This window comes from Paraburkholderia xenovorans LB400, assembly GCF_000013645.1.
GTDB classification, from domain to species: domain Bacteria; phylum Pseudomonadota; class Gammaproteobacteria; order Burkholderiales; family Burkholderiaceae; genus Paraburkholderia; species Paraburkholderia xenovorans.
The window spans coordinates 1,549,567-1,572,181 of the sequence record NC_007951.1; the positions used below are offsets into that span (position 1 = coordinate 1,549,567).

The following is a 22,615-nucleotide window of genomic DNA, read 5'->3' on the forward strand; positions in this document are numbered from 1 at the left end:
TGCGATTTTTCGCAATTTCGCAATCTGCCGCCTCGAGCGGCGTTTTTTCATTCTGGAGCTTTCGATGAACTCTGCAACCTGGGTCAAATTTCTGGCCGGCATTCTCCTGTTTGGCGCGTGGCTGACGCTTGTTCTGATGCGCATCGTGCCGCCGGGCCCGCTCGTCGATGCAATCGGCTATGCCCTCGTGGGTCTCGGTATCTACCACGCGTCGGCCAACGGCTCATCGGTGTCCCCGTTGCTGGCATCACTGCTTGCGCGCTTGACGCCGACCGACGAGCCCACATCGACGACTACGGCCATGACGATCACGACTCCTGTTGCACAGACGCCGTCGGCAGCCACCGAGCCTGCTTCGGCATCTGCCGTGAGCGCGGCGCCGGGCGTGACCGTGATAGCGCCATCGGTGTCTGCGGCCGGAACGCTGCAATGATTCGGGCCGCGATCGCGCTTGCCGCGTGCGCGGTCCTCCAGGGTTGCGCGTCGCTGTGGTACGCCGGCATGGCGCGCTATGACATCGAGCCGATCACCAACTCGAGCGGCGTGGCCACCAGCTGCTGCGTGCTGAAGGTCTGGAACGGCAAACAGATGGCCACGGTCGATGCGACCTTCACGCGCACCGCCGCCGGCGATTACAGCATCTCGCTCAGGGAGACCGACGTTCAGGCCTTCCAGGGGCAAGCAACCGCCGCGGCAGCGGCATCCGACGTCGCAGCGGCGGCCGCTTCGGCAGCCGTTACGGCAATCAAAACCCTCAAGTAAGAGATCCCCCATGAAACGCTTATCCATGCTGCTCGCGGCAGGCCTTGTCGCGGCCGTCGCTCTTGTCGGCTGTGCCTCCGCTCCTACCCAGACGCCGGCGCAGATCGCCGCCAACATCTGTCCGGGCGTGCAATCCGAAATCGATGTGCTGCAGAAGTCCGGCGTCTTCACCGGCGGCGCGCAAGCCACGTTGACGAACCAGATTCAGCCGGACGTCGACGCGGTTTGCGCCGCCGGCGCGGCTTTGACCGTGACGACCGTCGATATTCGCAAACTCGTGCAGGCAACATTCCCGATCGTTGTAGCGGTGATCGCGAATTCGAGCCTGACCGATCAGCAGAAGCTGCAGGCGACGCTGGCCGTCGGCGTTGTGGTGACCGGCATCAACACCGCGCTTTCGCTACAGCCGGCGACGTCGACCACGGCGCCGGTGCCAGCTAGCGGAGCAATTGCATCATGAGCAACCGGATCCGCGTCGCATTGAGCGGATCCGGCTTTCGCCTCGGCGCGCACCTTGGCGCGCTGCAGGCGATCGTCGACGCCGGCTATGAAGTAGTGGAACTGGCAGGCACGTCCGGCGGTTCGATTGTCTCGGCGATGTTCGCTGGCGGCATGAAGCTCGCGGACATGCACGAACTGTGCATGCAGATGGACTGGTCGCCGATGATGCGTTTCTCGCCTTGGGCGGTGGTGCGCCACCAGTCGCTGTGCACGGGCAACGCGCTGCAGGCGTTTCTCGAGCAGAGCACGCATGGCAAGACGTTCGTCGACTCGGCGATCGATCTGAAGATCATCGCGGCCGATCTGCTGACCGAGAGGGAGTTCCTGTTCAGCCGGCAGACCACGCCTAACGTGCCGATCGCGATGGCTGCGCGCGCGAGCGCATCGATTCCGATCGTCTTTCCGCCAGTGGCCTGCGCTGGCGCGCTGCTCGTCGACGGGGGCACATGCGACAACGTGCCGGCGAGCGACCTTACCGTCGACGACGTGCCGCGGCTCGGGATCTATCTGGTATCGGATGACACGGCGCTTCGCCCGGGCAACTATGGTTTGCGCACGCTGGCGCCGCGGATCATTGACTTGATGCTCGCCGCGAACGAGGCAGCGCACGTCGAGCTCGACACCAGGAGTGGGGCGACCATCGTGCGCGTGCCCACCGGCTATGCGAGTTCGTTCGATCGCAACATGCCGCTCGATATCCGCCGGCGCTTATACGATGACGGCTACGCAGCGACAAAGGCGGCCTTGTCAGCGCTCGAAATCTCGCGAGCCGGCGTCTAGTCCTTTCGGCCGTTCTTGCGCCGCTCTTCGAGGCGGCGCATCGCCGCTTCGGTCCTCTGCTCCTGACGTGGCGTTTGCGGATCAGTCAGGCAGGGCTCCGCATTGAGTTCGCGCTCAAAACATTCCCATACGGTCCCGGCAACGTATGCAGTGCCGCCGGCGCCGATCATCCTTCGGATCTGATCCGCGCGCATTACCGTCGCGCGTAGGCGATGAATTTCCTGCAGCAGACGGAGCACGGTCGGGGTCGGCTCACGATTGTAGATTTCGGCCAGTTCGGCAGCGGTCAAGGGCTTGCGATGGTGCATGGCAGGCGTCAAAACACTGTATGGATGAACAGTATAACGCCACCGTCGAAAGAGCCTTTTTCTGTGCCACAGAAAGCGCCCAACATCAATGAAATCAAAGGCATACGACGGGAACAATGGCTATCCTATGGCACGTTCCACCATTCCTAACGTGATGATTGATAAGGTGTTTCTACCAGTCAGTTTGATAGGTTAATAGCCTATCGGGGGTTCGAATCCCCCTCTCTCCGCCAGGAACCCGAATTAAAAACCCCGTAAGTTCAAATGCTTACGGGGTTTTTGCTTTCTGGGATCCTTTTCGGCCGCCACGCAGGCCGGTATCGTGCAAACTCGCTGCGGAAGTTTGGTGAATGCTGTCGCCCGAGATGTGAATTCGCAGGCGGAAAAAAACTGCGGCCCGCCTCAAGAACGACGATGCACAGCCGATAGTGCGTGCAGAGGTTTTGCGAAAGCTGATTTTCGGCACCCGTTGCGCCTCGACTACGCGGTGCCTTGGAAAAGCATCCTAAAATGCGCGACCAGGCCCGGATTTTCGAGCGGAGCGGCGGCATGACCTTGCCGCCGGTCAGGGTCATGGATAAGAATTCAACGATGCGACATTCCGCTACGGAGGCGCTGTGATTCGAAACTGGCTTGGCGGTGTGTTATTGGCGACATGTTGCGTGAGCAACGTCTTTGCGGCCGGCCCGGATTGTTCGCGGCCGTTTACGCTCGGATTACACGACCACGGGCTGCTCTATTCGCTCGATACCGATAGCGGTATCGACAAGGACTTCGCGGATGAGTTGATCCGGCGCAGCGGTTGCCAGATCAAGCTCAGCCTCATGTCGCGCGCGCGCATCTGGAAGCTGATCGAGTCGGGCGCGCTCGATTTCAGCCTTTCCGGAATTGCCAATGACGAGCGCAATCAATATGCTTCGTTCGCATGGTACTTCAGCGACAAATATTATCTGCTCGTGCGCAAAGACGCGGGCATCCACGACGTCGCGGAGTTCGAGCAGGACGATCATGCCCAACTCGGGGTAATCCGCAGTTTTCGCTATAGCGATTCCGCCAACCAGCTGGTCGACAAGCTGACGGCGGAAAACCGGATAAGCCAGGCAGGCGGACTCGAGCCCCTCTATCAGGCGCTCATTCTGCGGCATATCCAGGGCATGATTGTCGAACCGTTCGACTATCCCGCGCTGGAAGAGAAAAAGATACGCGAAGCGACCACCATCATCGAGTTCAACGATCCCTCCGTGCCGCACGGACTGATCATGTCAAAGAAAGCACTCCCGGAGGCCGAACGGAAAAAGTGGCAGGCGCTGGTGGATGAAATGCGCGCTGACGGAACCGTGCGCCGCATCTTCGAAAAGTATTTCAGGCCGGAGCTGGCCGATGCGATGGTGAACTTCAAGGCGTCGCCGTGATCCGGGTGCGCTCCGTCCTGCTGCCGCTGTTCGTGCTGACCGCGTCGCTCTGCGTGACGTGGACGGTATGGAATCACGAACGGCAAGCAACCAGCAAAGAGCTGCGCACCCAGTTTGATTACACCCTGGGCGATGCCGTCAGCCGCATCGAACAGCGCATGGCGAGCTACGAGCTCATGCTGCGGGGCGTGCAGAGTCTGTTTGCCGCGAACGGAACGATCGACCGCGACAGGTTCCGGCGCTATGTCGGCGCGCTCAATCTCGACGCGAACTTCTCCGGGATCCACGCCGTCGGCGTCGTCGAATGGGTGCCGGCGGCGCAGAAGGCGGGCCACGTGGCGAGAATGCGCGAGGAAGGCGTTCCCGGCTATACGATCCTGCCCGAAGGGCAGCGTGAGGACTATGCGCCGCTCGTTCAGCGCGAGCCTTATGTCGGCATCACGCAAAGCTCGCCCGGCTTCGACACCTGGAGCGATCCGGTGCGGCGCGCCGCGATGGAGCGAGCCCGCGACTCCGGCATGGCGGCGCTTTCGGGAACGGTGCACCTTTTGATCGACGCGGATTCGGACCTCCGGCCGGGTTTCATCATGTACCTGCCGATCTATGCGTCCGGTGAAACGCAGGAGAGCGTTCTGCAGCGGCGGGCGCACATTACCGGCTGGGTCTACGCATCGTTCCGTATGCACGACGTGATGGCGAGCCTCTATGGCGAACAGCCCGCCGGCGTCTCGCTGGCCGTTTACGACGGCGTAGCGGCATCGGACGCAGCGCTTCTATATCGCACCCCGGCTGCGAACGGGTGGCATGCGCCCGCGCTGATGTCCGCAAACGAATACCTGGTCGTGGACGGGCGCGACTGGATGCTGTCGATGGACGCCTCGGACGAATTCCGCTCCCGGCTGGGCAGTAACGCGGAGCCGTTGATTGCAGGTGCCGGAATCGGGCTGAGTCTGCTGCTGGCGCTGCTGACCTGGCTGATGGTGACAGGGCGTGAGCGCGCCATCCGTCTGGCTTCGGGGATGACACGGGAGTTGCGCGAGAGCGAAGAGAAGTTTCGCGCCATTGCGGATTGCACGGTGAATCTGGAGATCTGGTGGGGACCGGACGGGAAACCGCGCTGGATCAATCCGTCTGTCGATCACTACACGGGCTACACGGTCGCCGAATGCATGGCCATGCCGAACTTCGCGCGCACGCTGATTCATCCGGATGACGTGGAGCGTGTTGCGCCGGAATTTCAGAAAGGACTTCAGGGCTTTCGCGGCGACGATCTCGAGTTTCGTTGCGTGCGCAAGGATGGTTCGCTGCTGTGGCTCTCGCTCTCGTGGGTTCCGATCAGCAATGCGAGGGGCGACTTCGTCGGCTTTCGCACGAGCGGGCGCGATATCACCGAGCGCAAGAAGTCGGAAGAGAAGATCCGGGAACTGGCCTTCTACGACACGCTGACCCGCCTGCCCAATCGCGCACTTCTTCTGGACCGGCTGAGGGAGTCGATGGCGGCCAGCCGCGAGAACAACGTCTGCGGCGCGCTCATGTTCATCGATCTCGATCACTTCAAGACGTTGAACGATACGCTCGGCCACGACAAAGGCGATCTGCTGCTGCGGCACGTCGCGTACCGGCTGTCCAGCAGTGTCAGCAAGGGAGACACAGTCGCGCGGGTGGGCGGTGACGAGTTCGTTGTCGTGCTGGGCAATCTGAGCCTGAACAAGGCGGCCGCGACCGCGGAGACCGAGGCGGCGGGAGAGAAAATCCTCGCCGTGTTGGGCCGTGCCTACGAGCTCAACGGGGTTCAGTTCCGCAGTACCGCCAGCATCGGCGTCACCGTCTTCAACGGAGAGCAGACCTCCACTGACGAACTGTTCAAACAGGCCGATCTCGCCATGTATAAATCGAAGGAGCGCGGCCGCAATGCCATGTGCTTCTTCGATCCCGCCATGCAAACGACGGTGCTCAAGCGAGCCGAGCTCGAGGTGGGCTTGCGCAGTGCGATCGAGGAGAACCGCTTCGTTCTGCACTATCAGGCGCAAGTCGTCGACGGCGATCATATAACGGGTGCCGAGGCACTCGTGCGTTGGGAGCATCCGGTGTGCGGCCTGATACCTCCGGCGGAGTTCATTCCGCTTGCGGAGGAAACGGGCCTCATCCTCGAGATAGGGCGAATGGTGTTGGAGTCCGCATGTGCGCAACTCGCGCTGTGGGCAACAGAGCCGCAGATGGCGCATCTGTCGATCGCAGTGAACGTGAGCGCCCGGCAATTCCGTGAGCCGGACTTCGTGGAGAGCGTGCTGGGTGTGATCAACCGGAAAGGAGCGAGGGCGGACCGGCTGAAGCTGGAACTGACCGAGAGCGTGCTCGTTGAAAACGTCGAGGACATTATCGAAAAGATGGGCGCTCTTCGAGCGCGGGGCGTGACGTTCTCTCTGGATGACTTCGGCATTGGATACTCCTCGCTGTCCTACCTGAAACGGTTGCCGTTGGACCAGCTGAAAATCGACCGCTCCTTCGTGCGCGACATCCTGGAAGACCCCAACGACGCGGACATTGCGAGAACCATCGTGGCGCTTGCCCGCAGTTTCGATCTCGGCGTCATCGCCGAGGGCGTCGAGACCGAGGCGCAAAGAGACTTTCTTGCGGTAGCAGGATGCCATGCCTATCAGGGGTTTCTTTTCTGCAAACCGCTTCCCGTGCGGAGTTTCGAGCAGTTCGTGGCGAGCTTCGAATGCCGGGACCGGATGGCAGACCGGCGGCGTGGTCGCGATGAGAGAAGCGTCGATTCAGATACGATGACCTGACTGGCGTCGTGCAACGCACCGTCCGGCCGGTTTTCGATGCTGTACACTTCAGCGGAAACCTCTGCCGGAGGTGGTGGCATGGATCGCAAGGTCAAACTGCTGTCTGGACTGGATCTGTCGAGTGCAATCGGTGCGGAAATCGGTGCGCTTTGCCGACCCGTGGTGACGCGCCCGGAGGGCACGGTTTATTACATCGACCACGCCAGTACAGAAGTTCTGCGCGAAAAATATAAACACGATCCGAATGTCGATATCAACGCGCTCGTGGACGTCGATGCCGTATGGGGCCAGCAATCGCTGTCCGAAGCGCTCGGCGGCAAGCTGGTCGATTACGTGATCGCCTCCCATGTGGTCGAACATGTTCCCGATCTCGTCGGCTGGCTCGCCGAGATCGGTGCAATACTCAAACCCGGCGGCCAGTTGCGGCTCGCCGTGCCCGACAAGCGTTTCACCTTCGATCTGATGCGGGAGGATTCGCGCATCAGCGACGTACTGGGCGCCCATGTGGTGCGGGCGCGCATTCCGCAGCCGCAGGCCATCATCGACCATATCGTGAACGTGCGATACGACGTCAGCGCAGGGGAGATCTGGGCCGGCATATGTTCGAATGGAAGGCCGGCGCATACATTCGCGGATGCGATTGCCTCTGCCCAGGACGCCTTTGCAAACGGCAACTATCATGACGTGCACGTCTGGGTCTTCACGCCGCTCACGTTTGCAAGGATCTGCCGCCAACTCGTTGAAAACGGATTGTTGAGCATGTCATGCGCTAACTTTTTCGACACCGCGAGAAACGAACTCGAGTTTCAGGTTCATATGCAGCAGTGCGCCGATGTGCAGTTGGCCGCCGCCAGCTGGGCACGCATGGAGGCGGCAGCCATGCCTGTGCCGCCACCCGCGAATCCCGCCGTGCCGTTGCCCGAGGGGCGCGCCGCGCCTTCTCTATTGCAGCGTGTGGTCCGGCGTTTGGGACGTGTGCTGTCATAGTGCAATACGGCAGCGGATCTGCTTCAGCCGCCTTTATTTCAATTCGGTTACGATTTTCTCCGGGCGTGACGATCCGGAATGTTTCCGTAATCGGTAGAATAAACGCATGGAAACACACAGCATCCGAGACGCAAGCTCTTTGCGCTACGTAGCCGGCCTCGATGGACTCCGGGCCATTTCCATGATGCTGGTCGTCCTGTTTCATTACACGAGCTATTTTTCCAGCAGCCTGGCAGAATTGGGGGGTGCCTGGACCGGTGTAGTGCGTATTGCGTCAACCGGCTGGATAGGCGTCGACGTATTTTTCGTGATTTCAGGTTTTCTGATCACAACAACGCTATTGAAGAGGCCGGTCGATTCGCTCGCGTCATATTCGACATTCATTCGGCGCCGTGCAGTCAGGCTGCTGCCGGCCTACGTCGCAAGCCTGCTGATATTCACGCTTGTCGCGCTGCTGAGCGATCCGCATGACAAAGTGTTGGGAAACGAGTATCTGCTGTGGACATTCACGGCCAGCCTGCAGTCGCTGCTGGGTGATCGGGTCGCACTTGCCGATCAGTATTTCTCGATGGCGCATTTCTGGACGCTGGCGGTGGAATGGCATTTCTATCTCGTCTTCCCGCTTCTCGTCGCCCGTTGCCGCTCATACTTTCGCCCGGCCGTGGCGCTGCTGCTGATCGCCGTCGCCTTCAGGGTGATATGCCATTTTGCCGGGATTTCCGACAACGGCATCTATACATTCACGCTTTGCCGGATCGACTCGATTGCGGTAGGTTGCCTGCTGGCACTCGTGCCTGCCCGTCTTGGCTCAAGGCGCTCGGCCGTGGCCGGCATGCTCGGTGCGGTGCTTTTCATATCGATCTGGATTGCCCTCGCGCTTTCAGATGTCCCATTCAAGACCTTGGCCTGGCTTCAGACATTGGGTTATACGCTTCTGGCCGTTTCGATCGCGCTGATGATCTACCGCGTCATTCATTCCTCTGCGCACTCGGCAATCGTGCGCGCGCTGGAATTCAGGCCGCTTGCTTCAATGGGACGCGCGAGTTATAGCCTGTATATCTGGCACTTGCCGTTTTATCCGGCCATTGCGCTGGCCGCGCAAGATCGCTTCACGGATGTCAGGCTTGCCTATCTGGTCGCAATGCTGACTGGCGTCGTGATGACAGCGGCGCTCGGAGGTCTCTCTTATCGGCTCGTCGAGTCCCGCTTCACCCGGGCGCGCCCAGCGGTGCTTGCCTGAAGGCGGCGTATTGTTGCGCCGCACTGCACCCGCACTGCTGCCGAAGCAGCACGATCGACCCCGTGGGCTAATCACGGCGAGACGCGCTGCGTGGGATCGCGAAGCAAAACAGATCATCTTGCTCTAAACTAGCTGCCGCCCAAGCCAGCCCAGTCGAGAGCAATAACTCCATGCCCCCAGAGCCCGCCGACCCGTCCGACCCCTCATCCGTTAGTCTGCCGAAACAGCCTGCGTTTCAACGTTTCTGGTGCACACGCATCTTCTCGTCGCTGTCGTTCCAGATGCTCGCCGTGGCAATGGGCTGGCACATCTATGCGCTCACGCACAGCGCCTTCGCGTTGGGTCTCGTCGGCCTCGCGCAATTTCTACCGATGTTCGTGCTGACCCTCGTGGTCGGCCATGTTGCCGACCGTTACGACCGGCGGCGAATCGCGGCCATCTGCCAGAGCCTCGAAAGCGTCGCTGCGTTGCTGTTCGCCTGCGGCACTTTCGGCGGCTGGATCAGCGCGCCGGTCATCTATGTGCTGGCCGCGTGCGTTGGCGCGGCGCGAGCTTTCGAGTCGCCCGCGGTGGCTTCGCTGCTGCCCGGCGTCGTGTCGCGCGGGCAGTTGCCCAAAGCGACGGCATGGGCCACCTCCGCGAATCAGAGCGCGCAGATCGCGGGCCCGGCACTGGGTGGGCTTCTCTACGGCATCGGCCCCGGTGCGGCTTATCTCGCCTGCACGCTGTCGTTCGCGGCGGCCGCCGCGGCCGTGTGGAGCATCCCATTGCGCACGAAGCCGGCCAACCGCGCGCCCGTCACGCTGGAGTCGGTATTCTCGGGCATTGCCTTCATTCGCAGGGAGCCGGTCATTCTCGGCGCACTGTCGCTCGATCTGTTCGCCGTGCTGTTTGGTGGCGCGACCGCGCTGTTGCCGGTCTTCGCGCGCGATATCCTGCACACAGGGCCGCTCGGCCTCGGGCTGTTGCGTTCGGGCACGGCCATCGGCGCGCTCGCGGGCACCGTCTGGCTCGCGCATTTCCCGCTGCGCAACCGCCCCGGCGCGGCGATGTTCGGCGGCGTGATCGCGTTCGGCGCGGCCACTGTGGTGTTCGGGCTGTCGCATCAATTCCTCGTGTCACTCGCCGCGCTCTTGGTGCTGGGCGCCTCGGACACCATCAGCGTCGTCGTGCGCCTGTCGCTCGTGCAGCTGCGTACGCCGGACGAGATGCTGGGGCGCGTCAGCGCGGTCAATTCGCTTTTCATCGGGACGTCGAATCAATTGGGCGAATTCGAATCCGGTGTGACGGCAGGGTGGTGGGGCGCACAACCGGCCGTTCTGGTGGGCGGCGTGGCGACCATTGCCGTCGCTTTGCTATGGATGCGTTTTTTCCCGCAACTCGGCCGCACGCGCTCGCTGGAGCGCGAAGAGGAACTGGCGCCCAGCCATTGACCGGCTGCACCCGGCGCGGACCTATTCTCAACTTGCGAGGGTTCGCACCTCCCGCGCGCGGATGATCGGACGGGGGTTTCACCCGCTATGATGGTGGCACCTTCACTCGGTTCCTCTCATCATGCGCATTGCCCCGTTGCCTCCGCTCCAATGCCTGGTCGCATTCGAATCGGCCGTACGGCATGCGAGTTTCACGAAAGCCGCCGCGGAACTGCATCTGACGCAGAGCGCGATCAGCCGGCAGATCGCACAACTGGAAGACTTCCTTGGCCGCTCGCTTTTCGTGCGTGAGCACCGCGCATTGCGTTTGACGATCGCCGGCGAAGGTTACGCGAAGCATGTGCAATGGCTGCTTGCCAGTTGTTCGGAAGCCACGCTGGACGTCATGAAGCGCTACGGCGATATGGAATTGACGATTGCGTGTTCGTCCGGCGTGGCGGTGCTGTGGCTGACGCCGCGGCTCGGCGCATTTCGCGCCGCACATCCTAACGTCAGGATCAGAATGATCGTGCGCGACGGGCTTGCGTCCCTATCGCCCGCGGAATTCGACGTGGGGCTGTACTACATCCGTCAGCGCGCCGAACCGCATTTCACCGCGCGCCGCCTCTTCGACGAAGACGTGTACCCGGTATGTTCGCCCGGATATCTCGCCGGCCGCGTGCTGACGCCCGCCGGGCTCGTGCACGAAACGCTGCTGGTGCAGGAGGACGGCCAGCGGCAATGGATGTCGTGGTCCGAATGGTTCCGTCTGAATCATGTGCAGATGCCGGCGTCGCCGCAGGCGGTGGTCGTGAATCACTATCCGCAACTCGTGCAGATGGCGATTCTCGGCCAGGGCGTGGTACTCGGCTGGCGGCACATGATCGATGCATGCCTGAGCGAAGGGCTGCTGGTGCGGGCCACGCAAGCGTCGGCGAGTCACGGCGGCGGCTATTACGTCGTGTCGCCGAACGACCGCTCGCAGAACCAGGCGGCGCGCCTTTTCACCCGCTGGGTGTTCGAGCAGGCAGAAGCGCAGATGGGCAGGGCGGCGAGCTGAAACGGGCTCGCATGCGCCAGACGCATGCATGCATGCGAATCTTTCGTTTCGGAAACAAATCAGGTCTCTCTAGGATCGGCGTTATGCATGCGAAAGCGCCGTCCGGTCATGGCGTGCCGCAATGCCGACACTACCGCCCGACAGGCAGCCAGATGAGGAAAGGGACCATGCAGGGAACGCTTTCATCCAACCTTCCACTCTCCGTGGATACGCTCGCGCGGCAGCGGCGCCGCGCCATTATCGCCACGGTGCTCGGCAATGGGCTCGAGTGGTTCGACTTCACCGTGTATAGTTTTTTCGCCGTCATCATTGCGAAGCTGTTTTTTCCGACCGGCAATGAGCTGAGCTCGCTGCTGCTCGCCGTGGCCACCTTCGGCGTCGGCTTTTTCATGCGGCCGGTGGGCGGCATCGTGCTCGGCGTGTATGCGGACAAAGTGGGCCGGAAGGCGGCGCTCTCGCTGACCATTCTGCTGATGGCGGCGGGCACCGCGCTGATCGGCCTCGCGCCGACCTATGACCAGATCGGTCTGTGGGCGCCGGTGCTGATCGTGGTAGCGCGCCTGCTGCAGGGCTTTTCAGCCGGCGGCGAGATGGGCAGCGCGACCGCCTTTCTCACGGAATACGCGCCCGTGGAGAAGCGGGCGTTCTATTCGAGCTGGATCCAGTCGAGCATCGGCTTTGCGGTGCTGCTGGGCGCGGCGGTCGGCACGTTCGTGACGGCGAGCCTGAGTGCCGACGCACTGCATTCGTGGGGCTGGAGAATGCCGTTCCTGATCGGCATTCTGATCGGGCCGGTCGGTTATTTCATTCGCAGCCGCATGGACGAAACACCGGCGTTCAGCGCCGTGGCCGAAGAAGCCCGGAACGATTCTCCGCTTGCCGAAGTATTCCGCCGTTTTCCGCGCGAGACGTTCGCCAGTTTTTCGATGGTGATTCTGTGGACCGTATGCACTTATGTGCTGCTGTTCTATATGCCGACCTATTCGGTGCGCACCCTGCACCTGCCGCAGTCCACCGGCTTTCTTGCCGGTATGCTCGGCGGTCTGATGATCATGTGCTTCTCGCCGGTGGTCGGCAGCCTGGCCGACCGCTTCGGCCGCCGCCGTTTTCTCTCGGGTGCGGCGGTCTTGATCCTGCTGCTCGCGTGGCCGATGTTCACGTATATCAACCGGGTGCCTGGCCTCGCTTCGCTGATGGTGTTTCAGGGCGTGTTCGGCGTGCTGATCGCCGCCTATACCGGGCCGATCCTTGCTGCGTTCTCCGAACTGTTTCCGACCAAGGTGCTGTCGACAGGTCTCTCCGTTGCCTATAACTTCGCGGTGACGATTTTCGGCGGCTTCGCGCCGTTCTTTATCACGTGGCTGATCGCCTCGACCGGCAGCAACATGGCGCCCGCCATCTACGTGATGATCGCCGCGGCCGTCAGTCTGGCGGGTACGTTCTTCGTGCGTGATCCGCGCCGGGGCGGGGTCTGAAGGCAAGAATGAAGCGGCGTGTCCGGCGGTATTGGCCGGAAGCATTTCCTCATCAAGTCAGGAACATATCAATGAGCATTACGGTAATCAGCGGCGGCAACGTACTCGATCTGGCCCAGGGCGTGTTGCTCGAGCATCAGTACGTCGTGATCGAAAACGGCCATATCGTCGAAGTCACCGATCGTCCCGTCGATCTGCCCAACGCGCGCGTAATCGATGCTCGCGGCAAAACGGTGATGCCCGGGCTGATCGATTGTCATGTGCACGTGCTGGCTTCGCGCGCGAACCTCGGTACGAACGCGACGCAGCCGAACATTCTCACCGCGATTCGCGCGCTGCCGATTCTCAAGGCCATGCTCGGCCGCGGCTTTACGAGTGTGCGCGATGCGGGCGGCGCGGATTGGGCTTTGACTCAGGCGCTGGAGAGCGGTCTGATTCCGGGCCCGCGTATTTTCCCGTCGGGCAAGGCGCTCTCGCAAACGGGCGGCCACGGCGATTTCCGTCCGCGTGGCGATATGCTCGAACCGTGCTCGTGCTGCTTTCGGGCCGGCGCGATTGCGCGCGTGGTCGACGGCGTGGATGCCGTGCGGCTCGCCGTGCGCGAAGAGATTCAGAAAGGCGCCACGCAGATCAAGATCATGGCCTCGGGCGGTGTTGCCTCGCCGACCGATCCGATCGGCAACACGCAGTATTCCGAGGACGAAATCCGCGCGATCGTCGCCGAAGCCGAGGCGGCCAATACCTACGTGATGGCGCACGCGTACACGGGCCGCGCCATCTCGCGGGCGATTCGCTGCGGCGTGCGCACCATCGAGCACGGCAACCTGGTCGACGAAGCCGCCGCGAAGCTGATGCGCGAACATGGCGCGTTCGTGGTACCGACGCTGGTCACGTACGACGCATTGGCCAAACACGGCGCCGACTATGGTTTGCCGGCCGACTCGATCGCCAAGGTCGAAACCGTGCGGCAAGCGGGGCGCGACTCGCTACAGATCTATGCGAATGCCGGTGTGCCGATGGGTTTCGGTTCCGACCTGCTCGGCGAAATGCACACGTTCCAGAGCGACGAATTGCGTATTCGCGCCGACGTGCTCGGCAATCTGGAAGCCTTGCGTTCAGCCACGACGATCGCCGCGGATATCGTCGATCTGAGCGGCAAGCTGGGCGTCATCAAGGCCGGCGCGATTGCCGACATTCTCGTGGTGGACGGCGATCCGCTCACGGACATCGGCGTGCTGACCGGGCAGGGCGAGCGCATCGAGTACGTATTTCAGCGAGGCGAAGTGGTGAGCGAGCGAGGCAGCGTCGCGTCGCGCTGATCGAGGCGCGTGTGGTTTGACGCGGGTCGTTGCTTCAGGCCCGCGCGGTGTTCACGCGCAGAGCGGTCCATCGCACTGTCGCCAGAATCGATGCCGCGACGATCAATGCTCCGCCCACCCACGCGGTCACCGAAATTCGTTCGCCCAGCCAGAGGCAGGCAAACACCGCGCCGAACGCCGGTTCGCTGCCCATCAGCAGCGAGACGCGTGTCGGGCTGCTGCGCTTGATCGCGAAGTTCTGCGCGAAGAATGCGAACAGTGTGCACGCAATCACCAGATAGCCGACATAGCCCCAGAACGCCGCGTGTCCGGCAATCGACGGCAACGGTTGCCACTGTTGCGGCGCGAACCACCAGGCGGCCGCGGCGCTGCCGAACGCCACCACGCCCGACTGCACCGCCGTCACCGACAAAGGCGGCAGGGCCGAATCGCGCATGACGCGTTTGGTCACGCACACCGTCAACGCGCGCAGCAGGGCGGCCAGCAGAATCAGCGCATCGCCCGGGTTGAAGCTCAGTGCGCCGTCGCCGGCAAGCAGCCACGCGCCGAGCAGGGACAGCGCCACGGCCAGCCATTCGATTCGGCTCGGCCTGCGCCTGAGCAGCAACCATTCGATGAGCGGCGTGAGCACCACGCATAGGCTGATCAGAAACGCGGCGTTAGCCGCGCGGGTCATCAGGATGCCGAAGGTTTCACACAGAAAGATGCCCAGAAGCAGCGCACCGGCGATCAGCACGCCGCGCAGTGTGCGGGCGTCGGCCGCGCGCAGGTGGCGCAGAGCCGGCGACAGGATCACGAAAGTGATGCCGAAGCGCAACGCAAGCAGACCCAGCACCGGATAAAAGACCAGTGCGCTCTTGACCACGCCGTAGCTGGTGCCCCACACCACGGCGACAGCAAGCAGCATCAGATCGGACAGCATGAGCAGGCGTTCCTGTTTCGACATGGCGAACCTCGAGTTAGAAAGTCCGTATTGTCGAGCTTTGCGCGATGCATGATAATCGGGTCATGGCGCACAGCGTTTATGTTGCGAATGCATCAATAGACTGGTCGCACTCACGGAATCCCACGATGACCCCAACGGAGCTTTTCGCCTTGCTGCCGGACATGGCGGTGTTTGCGCGCGTCGTCGATGCCGGCAATTTCTCGGTGGCGGCGCGGCAACTCGGCAGCACGCCGTCCACGGTCAGCCGCCAGATCAAGCGGCTCGAAGACGCGCTTGCAACCCGTTTGCTCGAACGCTCCACGCGCACGGTGCGGGTCACCGAATCCGGCGCACAGGTGGCGCGATTCTGTCGCGACATGGTGAGCGCCGCGTCGGGCGCGGTCGATGCGGCCGGGCAACTGGCCGGCAAGCCGCAGGGCAAGGTGAGCGTCAGCGCGCCGACCCAGTTCGCGAAGTCCGTGATTCATCCGCTGATCCCCGGCTTCCTGCGCGCTTACGGCGAGGTGGACCTGCAACTCCTTTTCACCGATCGCGACGTCGATCCGCTCGCCGACGGTATCGATCTGGTGATCCGCCTGACCGAGCATCCGCCGCAGGGTCTCGCGGGGCGCCGGCTGGGCGCGGTGCGCTGGCTGCTGGTGGCGTCGCCGGCGTATTTGCGCGAGCGCGGTACGCCGGCGCAGCCACGCGATCTGCTGAAACACGCATGCATCTATCTCGGCGAGACGGCCGACGACAACCGCTGGCGCTTTCGCCGCGGCACCGAGACACAGAGTGTCGACGTGAAGGGGCGCTACATTGCGAATCACGCCGGCGCACGGCTCGAAGCCGCGCTGCAGGACTTCGGTATTGCGTGCGTGCCGGAGTTTGCCGCCGCCGAGTGGTTGCCGGGCGGCGAACTCGTACAGGTGCTGCCGGACTGGAATCTCGAAGCGCGCGCATACGTGGGGTCGGTGTGGCTGCTGTATCCGCCGAACCGTTTCCTGCCGCCGAAGGTGAGGGCGTTGATCGACTACCTCGTCGAGCATTTACATGACGTGCTCGATACGGCGTGAGAACGACAGCATGCGTGGCGAATGGCGCGGAATAGCTTCGCGCGGTTAGTTCGCAGACCAGAAGAACGTAGAGTCGCCCGCGTAATCCACGATTCAATGTCATCAACGATCAGACCGATCATGAGGAAAACTGGTATGAGCTTCTGTGCAAACGGGCCGATTGCGGCCACTGTCTATCGTGGCGATTCGATCGAGAACACGCATCTGGCGCACGTCGCGGTGGTCGACGCCAACGGGCGCCTGCTGGCGTCGTTCGGCGACCCGTCGCGCGTGACGCTGGCGCGCTCGGCGGCGAAGCCCGCACAAGCGTTGGCGGTGGTGGAAACCGGCGCGCTGGAGCGTTTCGGTTTCGACGAAGCCGATCTTGCGCTGATGTGCGCCTCGCACAGCAGCGAGGCGCGCCACATCGAACGCGCGCGGCAGATGCTGGCCAAGGCGCGGGCGAGCGAAGCCGACTTGCGTTGCGGCGGGCATCCGCCGTTGTCCGACACGGTCTACGTCGATTGGCTCAAGCGCGACTTCAAGCCGGGCGCCGTGTGCAGCAACTGCTCCGGCAAGCACGCGGGCATGCTGGCCGGCGCGCAGTCGATCGGCGCGGCGATTGCCGGTTATGAGCGACCGGATCATCCATTGCAGGTGCGCGTAAAGCACACGGTTGCGGACGTATGCGATTTACCCGACGGCGCAGTGCAATGGGCCACGGACGGCTGCAATCTGCCGACGCCGGCTTTTCCGCTCGATCGCCTCGCGCGCCTGTTTGCGAAGCTGGCCGCCGCTGAGGACGAAGTGTCGACGAGGCCGGCCGCCACGCCGCGCACGGCAGCGCTTGCACGAATCTACCGCGCAATGACGACCTATCCGGAACTGGTGGCGGGGGAAGGCCGATTCTGCACGCTGTTGATGCAAGCCTTCGAGGGGGCGTTGGTCGGCAAGGTCGGCGCGGACGGCAGCTATGCGATAGGCGTGCGGGCGTCGGAGCAAACCGGGAAGGCGGGCGCGAACGGCGCGCTGGGCATTGCCGTGAAAATCGAGGACGGCAATGTCGGCGTGCTGTATGCGGTGGTCGCGGAATTGCTGGTGTTATTGGACATCGGCACGCCGGAGCAACGCGCGAAACTGGCGGCGTTCCATACACCGAGGATGTTGAATACGATGGGTATTGAGACGAGCCGAATGACTTTTTCGGTCTCGCTTGAACGGGCAGCGGAGTTGGGGGCCGAGTGAGCTGCCGCGACCGCGACGGCGCGCGTAGCGCTGTCGAAGGATAAATGCCTTGTCGATGAGGCGGAATGTGCGCGGACAGAGATCGCACAAGAATTGGTGATTATGCGGATCACCTATCTATTTATCATGTGACCAATTTTTACAGTGCTCCTATATACGCCAGAAACTGTGGATTTGATAATGAGGCTGGCTATCAACCCGATATGAGCACTGGGGTCAGACAGGTTTGCGTCACAACGTGACGGGCCAAGTCTGCGAGCACGGGCGGCCGGCCGGGAGACATTACGTCCTCGCTACTGGCATTCTCCTGGTCACGCCGTTGCCAACTACTGCACGAAGCTGATACGCGTTTAATCAACGACATCAACGATCTTGGTTTTAATAAAAATAATTAGGATGACTAGCAGAATGAGAGGGTTGAAGATAATGCATTTGGTGATACGCGGTAAGCGCGACGCGTCCAGCGACACCTGCGGAGAGCCGGTTGCACGGCATGGGTACGGCATATGCTGAACTTCGTAACGCGACGCACCCTGACGGTCAGCGGCGCGACGCTGCCGACCTTGCCCGACGGCGAGCCGGCATTGCAGCTACGCACCATCGCAGGGGAGGAAACCCTGTCGACGATCTACGAATACGAGTTGAGCCTCGTCACACCCGTCGATCCGCTGCTGCCGGACAGCACGGCCGCCAACTTCGACCTGAAGGAGATGATCGGCGGGGAACTGACGGTCACCATCCAGCTCGACGGCATGGGGACGTTCGTGCCGGGTATGGCCGGCGCCAGTGGCGCGGCGAATTTCGGCGCCGGCATGCGTGAGATCAGCGGCATTGTGACCGCGGCGAGTCTGGTGAGCCAGTTGAACCGCCAGTATCTCTACCGGTTGAAGATGCAGCCGTGGATCGTGCTTGCCGAGCGGCGCACCGACTACCGGATCTTCCAGAACAAAACAGTCGTCGAGATCATCGACGAGGTGCTCAAGAGCAATTATCTCTACTCCTACGTCAAGCGTCTGGGCGGCAGGTATTCGAACCTGGTCTATCAGGTTCAGTACGGCGAGTCGGACTTCGCTTTCATCCAGCGCCTGATGGCCGAACACGGCATCTACTGGTTCTTTGAGCACAGCAGGAGTTTTCACCGCATGGTGCTGGTCGACAATCTCGGTGCGCACAAACCCGTGGAGAGTCTCGCGTACCAGACGCTGTGGTACTACCCGCCGGGACACAAGATCGACCGCGAGTACATCGAGGAATTCCAGACGACCGATTGCATCCAGTCGGGCGTCTGGACGACCGACGACTTCGACTTCACGCAACCGGGCGCGGATCTGGCGGTAAAGAACGCGCTGCCGCAGAAGACAGCGCATAACCGGCTGAGCGTCTACGAATGGCCGGGCGACTATACGGATGCGAAAGACGGCGCGCAGTTCGCGCGCGTGCGCATGGAGGAAATCCGCGCGCTGGGTGAGCGTGCCACGGGCAGGGGGCATCTGCGCAACGTGGTGTGCGGCACGACCTTTACGCTCGCGGGCTACCCGCAGGAGGCGGCAAACCGGGAGTACCTCGTAATCGGCGCGAAGCTGCTGGCGGAAGAAACCGGCGAGCAAACGGGCGCGGGTCAATACCGCATCGACACGACGTTCGAGGTGCAGCCGGCCACCACGATGTTCCGCGCACCCCGCACGGTGGCGAAGCCGCGCACCACCGGACCGCAAACCGCGATCGTGACGGGGCCGCCCGGCCAGGAAATCTGGACCGACAGATACGGCAGGGTGAAGCTGAAGTTTCACTGGGACCATTCACCCGTGAACGACCAGAACTCATCGTGCTGGGTGCGGGTGTCGTATCCGTGGGCGGGCAGCAACTTCGGCGGCGTGAACATACCGCGCGTGGGTCAGGAGGTGATCGTCGATTTCGAGAATGGCGATCCCGACCGGCCCATCGTGACGGGGCGCGTGTTCAATGCCGCCTCCATGCCGCCGTGGGAGTTGCCGGGCAACGCGACGCAAAGCGGCATGCTCTCGCGCTCGATGAAAGGCCACTATGGCACAGCCAACGCGATCCGCTTTGAAGATAAGGAAGGCGCGGAGGAACTATGGCTGCAGGCCGAGCGCGACATGCGTACCGAGGTCGAGCACGATGAGTCGCATACCGTACGACACGACCGCACGAGAACGGTCGGACATGACGAATCCACCACGATTGACCACGACCGCACTGAAAAGGTGGGGCGCGGTGAGCAGGTTGATATCGGTGAGGACCGCCGCCACAGCATAGGCAACGATGCGCATCTCTCTGTCGGGCGCGATCACAAACTGCGCATAGGCAAGGATCGTATTGAGGATATCGGCAACAACCGCAAGGACACAATCGGGGCCGACTTCCGGATCAACACGGGTGGTCACGTCGCGCATACGGTGAAGGGACATCACCAGATCGAGGCGGGACAGGCCATTAAACGCCACACCCCCATCTATCAGCTACAGGCCGGCGAAGCTGCTGAAATCATCGGCCCGGCCGGAAAGATCACGCTCGACAGTCATGGCATCACGCTGGAAGCGGTCAGGATTCTGCTGAAGGGACCGGTTCACGCCAGCACGGGCTGGGTCGAGAACTCGCTGGACATGCGCTCAGAGGTCCGGCAATGCACGTTCACACCCGACTTTTTCCCGTTTTCCGGCTAGCCGGTGCCCGCGTAGCACGGCCTGACTATCTTCCTCAAGGAATTCCGCTTCATGATTGTGACTTTCCCGCTCGAAGACGATCCGTATTACAGCGCTCCCCCCGCGCCGCCTTATCCGCAGTCCGCGAATGCGGCGCTGACTACGCCGGCGCTGGTGCGCAAATATATCGATCTGGCAAAGCATATGGCCGGTGGTGTATTCCCGGTGGGGCAGAACCGGTTCTGGCATGGTGGCGTTCATCTTGCCGGCAAGGGTCCAGTGCGCGCCGTAGCCAACGGCACCATTGTTGCGTACCGGCTGGATCCGGCTTACCAGCAAAGCTCGCTGGACTGGCTGAACAGAATGGGGACGCCTGGATCGACAAGGCAGCCTCGTCTGTTCAGCGGTAGTTTCGTGCTGATTCGCCATGAGTTTGAAGCGACCAATCATGTGACTGACCGCTACGTCGGCGCACACTTCTATTCGCTCTATGCGAACCTGCTGCCGCAGAAGGGTCTGCTGACGAAAGCGGTCCTGCCGCCCTTTCTCACTACCGGGGGCGCTGCGATTCCGGTCAGCGCATTGCGTGGCGACGAAGTGACGGTGACGGCGGTCATTGACGACGGTCATCGCATGGTCAAGGTCAGGGTGACGGATATCAATAGCTATGCAAGTCGGGAGGGGTGGATCGAGCGCATGTATCTTGACGTCGAGCCTCGCGTGGCGCTGGCTCCCTCGCAGAAGATCCGGCTGGGCTATCCCATTGCATGGCTGTATGCATGTCATCCGTCGGAGAAACAGTGGTTGCCGGTTGGACGTGCCGAGGTCTGCCGGTATCCGGTGCGGGTTGGACAGGTGATCGGTTATCCCGGCATCACCGACGGCAATCTTGGCGCGGTGTCGGACAGCTTTCACTTCGAGATATTTACGTCGAAAAATGCGCTGGTGAAGCCGATGAAGCCGCTGGCGCCGCTGGATATCCAGAACCCTATTTCATCGCGTCAGGACTATGTGGATGGGACGAAAGGTGATGGGATGGGGAAGGTTTGGTTGACTAGGAATGCGAGACTGGCTCGCAAGAAGCTCGATAGGCTTATCGCAACTCTATCCGCGCCCGACATGAAGCTGTTTCCGTCGGGTTCGTGTTTTATCTCGGCGATCCCTTGCGCGACTGACGGGTTGCAGCCCGCTGCCTTGAACAAGCTGATCTGTTTCAAGCTATATGGCATGGACGGTGAAACCTACTACGCTTATGCCCGTCAAGAGGGTGCCGCTGCCGACGGGCGGGACTTTGTACGTGATGCGTGGGTCACACTGACCACTGACAGCGACTGGATTGCGCGGGGCTGGCAGACGTATGAGGACAGTGAATTGAACACGCACGACGACGGCTTTGTGGAGGATGACGACGCAGTGATGCAGGCCATCGTGACCGCAGCGCACAAGTCTTCGGCAAGCCTCAGTCTGGAAGATCTGCACGCTGAAGGAGTGGATGCGATCCTGCGCACCACGGCGATCCGATTCCACACGGAATGGGATAGCGACCACAACAGCACGCGTTATGAGAAGCTACAGACGGGCGCGCATCCGCCGCTTCCGCAGTTGACAGACGATCAGTTCAACGCGTTTCTCTCGGACGTTCAGAGCCAGCAATTCTGGCGTGACGCAGGCGTGATGAACGACGGCCGGAACGCTACGAACGGGACTCCGCTATCAACATCAATGGACCCAAAAAACTGGCACTTCCATCCTGTTGGGTTCCTCGCGCAGATGCGCGAATGCCTGGCGACGGACGCCACGCTTTCGGAGGAAGCGTTTGAGCTGGAAATCCTGAAAAGCTGGAACACCGGGCTGAAGCTAATCGAGAAGCGTCTCAAACAGCTTGAGCCGTGGGCGCATGAGGATGCCGCCATGCCGCTCCCGCCGCCCGCGCGTTCTGCCGTCATTCGGGAATATGCAACCCTGCATACCATCCACAATGTCAGGCATACCGACTTTTGGTCCAACTTCGAATACTGGTTTGGCATCACGCCCAACGACGTGGCATCACCTGAATCGCTGCATGGAACCCTTGCCGCAGCGCTAGCCGGCCATCATGTTTATAAATACCTGAAAGGCATGAGGGAGTTTTTCAAACACATCTCGATGCAGCGAGTGGTCAAGGGCGCGTTGGGGTATCGGGCTGGAGCCTACGTATTTGCCGGGGTACTTCCTGACAAACCGCTCGTGCCGGCCAGATCAGGCTTCCAGATGGAATATATCAACATTGGATGCGAGTACGGGCCGTTCTTCCGGGCGTTCAGCCTCGCCAATCCGATTGACCAGAATCGAATGGAAGTCCAGTTGCACGAAGTCGCGCACCTTCGGAACACTGCTCACGCGAATGATCAGAAGATCGAACTGGCGGCTACGGTCGCGGACCCCTATCACTTCAATCAGCAAACGGCTTATGGAGCGAGAGCGGCACGGGTGCTGGCTGAGTTCACACCCAACCGTGCAATGGCAAACGCCGAGAATATTGCATTTTTTATCGAGAGCGCGAAGGATGAAGCCTGACCATCGGGTGATGAGGGGTATCCGGTCTGCTGTCCTGACAGGGGGGCTTGTCGCGGCGTTCACGTGTTTCGCCTCCTCAACATCGCAAGCCATTTCGTCACCGACCCAAACTACGGATAG

At 61.8% G+C, this 22,615-nt stretch carries 18 protein-coding genes; 16 read left to right on the forward strand and 2 right to left on the reverse strand.

Annotated features, from left to right (window positions below; genetic code table 11):
• Positions 1-64 precede the first annotated feature (64 nt).
• Genes BXE_RS06950 through BXE_RS47835 form a run of 4 tightly spaced genes read left to right on the forward strand, consistent with a single transcriptional unit; the run spans position 65 to position 2,043 of the window.
• Positions 65-433, forward strand: coding sequence for a hypothetical protein (locus tag BXE_RS06950; RefSeq protein ID WP_148222921.1), 369 nt, complete (start codon positions 65-67; stop codon positions 431-433).
• Positions 430-762 carry a hypothetical protein gene (locus tag BXE_RS06955; RefSeq protein ID WP_038456540.1) on the forward strand — a complete coding sequence of 111 codons (333 nt, stop codon included), beginning with the start codon at positions 430-432 and terminating at the stop codon, positions 760-762. The genes BXE_RS06950 and BXE_RS06955 overlap by 4 nt, the downstream gene beginning before the upstream one ends.
• Before the next feature lie 10 nt (positions 763-772).
• A complete protein-coding gene (locus BXE_RS06960) occupies positions 773-1,222 on the forward strand; it encodes a hypothetical protein (RefSeq protein ID WP_011487654.1) in 450 nt (149 codons plus the stop codon).
• The gene (locus tag BXE_RS47835; protein ID WP_011487655.1) at positions 1,219-2,043 is read left to right on the forward strand and encodes a patatin-like phospholipase family protein; all 825 of its coding nucleotides are present in this window, start codon (positions 1,219-1,221) and stop codon (positions 2,041-2,043) included. The genes BXE_RS06960 and BXE_RS47835 overlap by 4 nt, the downstream gene beginning before the upstream one ends.
• Here BXE_RS47835 and BXE_RS06970 read toward each other — a convergent pair.
• A complete protein-coding gene (locus tag BXE_RS06970) occupies positions 2,040-2,468 on the reverse strand; it encodes a hypothetical protein (protein WP_148222922.1) in 429 nt (142 codons plus the stop codon). The two genes, BXE_RS47835 and BXE_RS06970, sit on opposite strands and share 4 nt — an antisense overlap.
• Positions 2,469-2,968: 500 nt before the next feature.
• On the opposite strand from BXE_RS06970, the gene BXE_RS06975 reads away from it, so the two are divergent.
• The 8 genes from BXE_RS06975 (at position 2,969) to BXE_RS07010 (ending at position 14,051) form a co-directional block, all read left to right on the forward strand.
• Positions 2,969-3,763 carry a substrate-binding periplasmic protein gene (locus tag BXE_RS06975; RefSeq protein WP_011487658.1) on the forward strand — a complete coding sequence of 265 codons (795 nt, stop codon included), beginning with the start codon at positions 2,969-2,971 and terminating at the stop codon, positions 3,761-3,763.
• A complete protein-coding gene (locus BXE_RS06980; protein ID WP_038456538.1) occupies positions 3,760-6,558 on the forward strand; it encodes a bifunctional diguanylate cyclase/phosphodiesterase in 2,799 nt (932 codons plus the stop codon). Before BXE_RS06975 ends, BXE_RS06980 begins: the two co-directional genes overlap by 4 nt.
• 78 nt (positions 6,559-6,636) lie before the next feature.
• Positions 6,637-7,545: a methyltransferase gene (locus tag BXE_RS06985; protein WP_011487660.1), complete on the forward strand. Its 909-nt coding sequence runs from the start codon at positions 6,637-6,639 to the stop codon at positions 7,543-7,545.
• Between the two features lie 106 nt (positions 7,546-7,651).
• Positions 7,652-8,785 (forward strand): acyltransferase family protein, encoded by a 1,134-nt coding sequence (locus BXE_RS06990; protein ID WP_011487661.1) that lies wholly within the window; start codon positions 7,652-7,654, stop codon positions 8,783-8,785.
• Positions 8,786-8,955: 170 nt separating this feature from the next.
• Complete coding sequence (locus BXE_RS06995; RefSeq protein WP_011487662.1) at positions 8,956-10,218, forward strand: MFS transporter; 1,263 nt, start codon at positions 8,956-8,958, stop codon at positions 10,216-10,218.
• 121 nt (positions 10,219-10,339) lie between these two features.
• A complete protein-coding gene (locus BXE_RS07000) occupies positions 10,340-11,257 on the forward strand; it encodes a LysR substrate-binding domain-containing protein (protein WP_011487663.1) in 918 nt (305 codons plus the stop codon).
• Positions 11,258-11,424: 167 nt separating this feature from the next.
• Complete coding sequence (locus tag BXE_RS07005) at positions 11,425-12,732, forward strand: MFS transporter (protein WP_011487664.1); 1,308 nt, start codon at positions 11,425-11,427, stop codon at positions 12,730-12,732.
• Between the two features lie 71 nt (positions 12,733-12,803).
• On the forward strand, positions 12,804-14,051 hold the full coding sequence (locus BXE_RS07010; RefSeq protein WP_038456535.1) for a metal-dependent hydrolase family protein: 1,248 nt from the start codon (positions 12,804-12,806) through the stop codon (positions 14,049-14,051).
• A gap of 34 nt (positions 14,052-14,085) precedes the next feature.
• Here BXE_RS07010 and BXE_RS07015 read toward each other — a convergent pair whose 3' ends face one another.
• Positions 14,086-14,997: a DMT family transporter gene (locus BXE_RS07015; RefSeq protein WP_011487666.1), complete on the reverse strand. Its 912-nt coding sequence runs from the start codon at positions 14,995-14,997 to the stop codon at positions 14,086-14,088.
• A 125-nt stretch (positions 14,998-15,122) separates the two neighbouring features.
• Between BXE_RS07015 and BXE_RS07020 the strand changes: the two genes are divergently transcribed.
• From BXE_RS07020 to BXE_RS07035, 4 genes are all read left to right on the forward strand, one after another.
• Positions 15,123-16,052 (forward strand): LysR family transcriptional regulator, encoded by a 930-nt coding sequence (locus BXE_RS07020; RefSeq protein ID WP_038456533.1) that lies wholly within the window; start codon positions 15,123-15,125, stop codon positions 16,050-16,052.
• A 135-nt stretch (positions 16,053-16,187) separates the two neighbouring features.
• Positions 16,188-17,276, forward strand: a complete 1,089-nt coding sequence (locus BXE_RS07025; RefSeq protein WP_011487668.1) for an asparaginase — start codon at positions 16,188-16,190, stop codon at positions 17,274-17,276.
• A gap of 506 nt (positions 17,277-17,782) precedes the next feature.
• Positions 17,783-19,960: a type VI secretion system Vgr family protein gene (locus tag BXE_RS07030; protein ID WP_011487669.1), complete on the forward strand. Its 2,178-nt coding sequence runs from the start codon at positions 17,783-17,785 to the stop codon at positions 19,958-19,960.
• 51 nt (positions 19,961-20,011) lie between these two features.
• Positions 20,012-22,495 carry a hypothetical protein gene (locus BXE_RS07035; RefSeq protein WP_011487670.1) on the forward strand — a complete coding sequence of 828 codons (2,484 nt, stop codon included), beginning with the start codon at positions 20,012-20,014 and terminating at the stop codon, positions 22,493-22,495.
• Positions 22,496-22,615 lie beyond the last annotated feature (120 nt).